This window comes from Photobacterium sp. S4TG1, assembly GCF_036040035.1.
GTDB lineage: Bacteria > Pseudomonadota > Gammaproteobacteria > Enterobacterales > Vibrionaceae > Photobacterium.
In genome coordinates, this window is record NZ_JAYXUH010000061.1 from 1 (window position 1) to 314 (window position 314).

2 tRNA genes are annotated in these 314 nt (G+C 44.9%); both read left to right on the forward strand.

Annotated elements, in window-relative coordinates:
- Nucleotide 1 precedes the first annotated feature (1 nt).
- Nucleotides 2-78 (forward strand) — tRNA-Met (locus tag VXS03_RS20160).
- A gap of 50 nt (nucleotides 79-128) precedes the next feature.
- Nucleotides 129-213: transfer RNA gene (locus VXS03_RS20165), tRNA-Leu, on the forward strand.
- Nucleotides 214-314: the final 101 nt, after the last annotated feature.

Below are 314 nucleotides of genomic sequence, written 5' to 3' on the forward strand. Positions count from 1 at the left end.
TGGCTACGTAGCTCAGTTGGTTAGAGCACATCACTCATAATGATGGGGTCACAGGTTCGAATCCCGTCGTAGCCACCATTTCAATTTTATTATAAAATTGAAATTCAATGTTTATTCATTGACGAAATGCGGAAGTGGCGGAATTGGTAGACGCACTAGATTTAGGTTCTAGCGCCGCAAGGTGTGAGAGTTCAAGTCTCTCCTTCCGCACCATTCTCTCAATAGAGTTGAGAGATAGCTTGAAAAAGCACACTGTAGGTCTATCGCCAAGCGGTAAGGCAACGGCTTTTGATGCCGTCATTCCCTGGTTCGAA